This is a genomic window from Sutterella parvirubra YIT 11816, from assembly GCF_000250875.1.
Taxonomy (GTDB): Bacteria; Pseudomonadota; Gammaproteobacteria; order Burkholderiales; family Burkholderiaceae_F; genus Sutterella; species Sutterella parvirubra.
Genome location: NZ_JH605016.1, coordinates 1 through 3421 on the forward strand (window position 1 = coordinate 1; position 3421 = coordinate 3421).

2 protein-coding genes are annotated in these 3421 nt (G+C 66.9%); both read right to left on the bottom strand.

What is annotated here, in order from left to right; all coding sequences use genetic code 11:
- Positions 1-563: hypothetical protein (locus HMPREF9440_RS09650; protein WP_008543773.1), on the bottom strand; the 563-nt coding region annotated here is incomplete at its 3' end.
- A 30-nt stretch (positions 564-593) separates the two neighbouring features.
- Entirely contained in the window at positions 594-3323 is a 2730-nt protein-coding gene (locus HMPREF9440_RS09655; RefSeq protein ID WP_008543774.1) for an MFS transporter, read from the bottom strand.
- Between the last annotated feature and the right edge of the window lie 98 nt (positions 3324-3421).

Consider the following 3421-nt stretch of genomic DNA (forward strand, 5'->3'; position numbering starts at 1 on the left):
GTCGGGAGGTCGACGTCCTTAGGGTGCACGGCGGGCGAGGACGAAATGAAGCGCCGTCGCCCGATGCGCGGGAGAAGCGGGACCTTCCTGGGCTGAAGCGTTCCCGGGAGGTTGGGTGCGATCAAGGCGCCGCGCGGGAAGCCCACGTTCAGAAACGGCACTCCGCCGTAGGCGAAGATGGGCACGGTCTCCTTGCAGCCGAGCGCGAAGAGGAGGTCTCCCTGGAAAAATTCCGCGGAGAAGCTGGTGCCCAGGTGGTTCGCCGTCTGGACGGCGTTCCGGCGCGAGAGCTCCCGAACGAGCGTCGCGGCGGCGTCCGCCCCGTAGAGTCTCGTCGATTCCCTCTCCACCCAGTCGAGGATGGCGGGGGAGACCGGAGGCTTCCCTTCGCCGAAGGCCTTGGAATAGGCGTCCAGCGTCACGCCGCCCGCGGGCGGCATCGTCCTGCAGACGGCTGCGTGAAGACGGCGCGCCAGTTCCTCTCCCGGCTCCGTGCGGAGCGGATCGGGCTTCGGGAGCGAAAGGAGGCGCTCTTCAAACTGTCGGCAGGGGGAGTCGGTCACTGGCGCAAACCTCGTTGTGTTCAAAGAATCTCAGGAAGCGGCGGCATGTTTTGCCGTCCGGGCCTTCTTGGCCGGGCGCTCCCAAAAGAGGAAGAGCCAAGATATTAGAACAAACCCGGCCCCGATGGCGAGTGCGGCCTTGTCGACGGTGAAGGCGGCCAAGACCATCCCGGTGAGGATCGGGCCCGCGACCTGGCCGATGCGCTGAAGGACGTCCAAAAGGCTCATCGTCTGCTCGACGCCGATCGCGCGCGCGACGGGAAGCTCCAGCAGGTACTCGCTGTGCGCGGGAATCTGAAGACCCGTCGCGAGCCCCAAGAGCACTGAGCCTGCCAGGGCGCCGGGAAGAGGCGGCAGGACTGCGAGCACCAGCACCGAGGCACCCGCCAAAACGCCCGTGATCATCGTCCAGAAGGACTTCGAGCGGTTTTCAATGAGCTTCGTGAAGAGCGGCCCTGTGTAGACGACGAGGAGGCAGTTGATCATGAAGATGCGCCCGATGTCGGACTGCGAGGTCCCGGCGCTGTCCAGGAACACCGGGAGGAAGTAGTTGAGGAACCCGACGCACAAAACCGAGAAGGGCAGAATCGCCGCGATCGTGAAGGCGAGGAAGCGCCGGTCGGAGAGGAGCATGAGGAGTTCGCGGGTGGTGAGCTTCTTCTCCGTTTTCTTTTCTTCCCGCTTCGGGCGCCATTCGCCCGCGTCCGACTCGTGGATGTCGCGGAAGGTCTCGGCCGGGCCGTCGAGACCGTCCCGGCCTGCCATCAGGACGCGTGCGGTCGGAACGAGCATGAGGAGGATCATGGCGGACAAGACGAACACCACGCCGAAGCCGAAGTGTTCGGCCAACATCGCGCCGACGGCGCTCCCGCAGAGGCTCCCCGCGTAGACCCCCGCCCACATGTCGGCCAAAAGGTTGTCCTTGACGCTCACGGCCTGCGCCGTGAGGATCGCGGTCCCGTAGCCGATCCCGACCACCGCGCGCGCCGCGATGAACTGCCAGGGGGCGGCGGCCAGCATCGAGCCCAGGTACCCGCAGGCGACCAAGGCGATGCCGAGCATCATCGGCGCCCGCCCGCCGATGCGCTTCACGATCGGACCCGCGAACAAAACCGCGACGCCCGTCGCGGCCATTTCGGTCGAGACGGGGAGCGCGAGAAGGAGGTCGCGGTTCGTCGTCCCGACGTCCACGAGCCTCGCCATCGCGAGCGGAATGAAGGAGACCGCCGCGTCGATCGAGAACATCATGAAGAAGGTGAGCGGCCGCAGGAGCGCCGACTTCGGCGTCCCGGGCGTCGGCCGACGGATGGCGGACGAACGCGTGAAGAAGAGGAAGATCTCAACCATGAAGATGAGCGACACGCCCACCATCGTCACGACGTCCAACACCGTCGAGCGCATCTTCTCCATCCAGGGCGCTTCGGCGAGCGAGACCTTGAGGGTCAGCGCGGAGGCGTCCTCCTTCGGATGCGGACCCATGAGCTTCGCTTTGGCTTCCTTTTCATAAGCGTCCTTCGACGCCGCGCCGACCTTCACCGCAAGCGAGGCCGCGGTCGGGGAGCGCGTCTCCTGCGTCAGCGCGAAGCGGCGGTCTTCGTCCAGCACCTTGGTTTCGGGCGGGTTGCTCCCCGCCAAGCGCTTTCCCGTGCCGTCGACGATTTCGAGCGTCACCGCGCCCGAATGCACCTTCGCGACGTTCGCGAGGTACGCGTCGACCGCGTCCATGGAGGAGAGGGTCAGGCCCACGCGCATGAGGCGCGTCAGGTTCCCGGAGAGGATCGCCCCGGTCTTTTCGGCGTCGCTCAGGAGCCCCTCCGTGTAGCGGTTCGAGACGGTCTGAAGGGCCGAGACGCCGTTCACGATCATCACGAGAAGGAAGATCAGTACGGTGGCCTTCCTGGCGGAGCGCGGCAGCACGCGCTCGGTGCGGGCGGGCGACTCGGGGTGGATCCCAGCGGTGAGGCTGCGGCGCGCGGCCTCACGGAGCTGATCGAGGTCGGCACGGGTGAGGCGCAGCAGCACGGCCAAGAGGATGATCGTCCCTGCGAGCCCCGAGAGAATCTGCACGCGCACCTGACCCCAGAAGGAATCCATCAGGCTCGCTTCCAGAGGTTCCGCCGGAATCCACGCGCCCACCCATCCGACGCGCTGGTTCTGCGGCGTCATGACGGCGGCCATCACCGCGCGGCCCATCTCGTCCTCACGGATCACGATGTTGCCGTCGTACTCGACGAGGGTCGCGAGCTTGAGCATCTCGTAGGGCGTCTCGCCCGCTTCGCGAAGCTTCCTGCCCTCGGCTTCCATCAAGGCGATCGCGAAGCCCGAAGCCTGCGCCGTGTCCTGAAGGAGCTCGTCCATCCCTCGGTAGTTGTCGATGCGCTTCCCGAATCGGATGCCCGTCGTCAACGTCTGGCAGAGGGTCTCGACCGTCACGCGTGCGGAGGCCGACACGTCCGTCCAGAGTTCCTTTTTGAACGACGCCCAGAGGAGCGCGTCGTAGACGATCACGCTCATGAAGAGGACCACGAACCACCCGGTCAACGCGAAGCGGATCGTCGCGCTCCTGCGTTCGCGGTGGCGCTCACGCTGGCGGTTCAACTCCCGCTTCATCGAGGTCGCCTCCCAGGCGGCCGCCATGCGGTCGTCGCGCGCCTCGGCTTCGGCCGTGCGCTCCAGCGTCGAAAACCCTTCCTCCGCGGCCGGGCGCAGGGCTTCGGGCGGATCCTCAGGTGCGCCGGTGCGCGGTTCAAATTCGGACATGACGGGCTCGCTTCGGCCCGTGAGGCTTGGCCCCGCCGAGGGAGGTGGGCCGCCGACGGGCGCGTGTTCGGGGGTTGGCGTGCGGCGGCCGGGGGCGG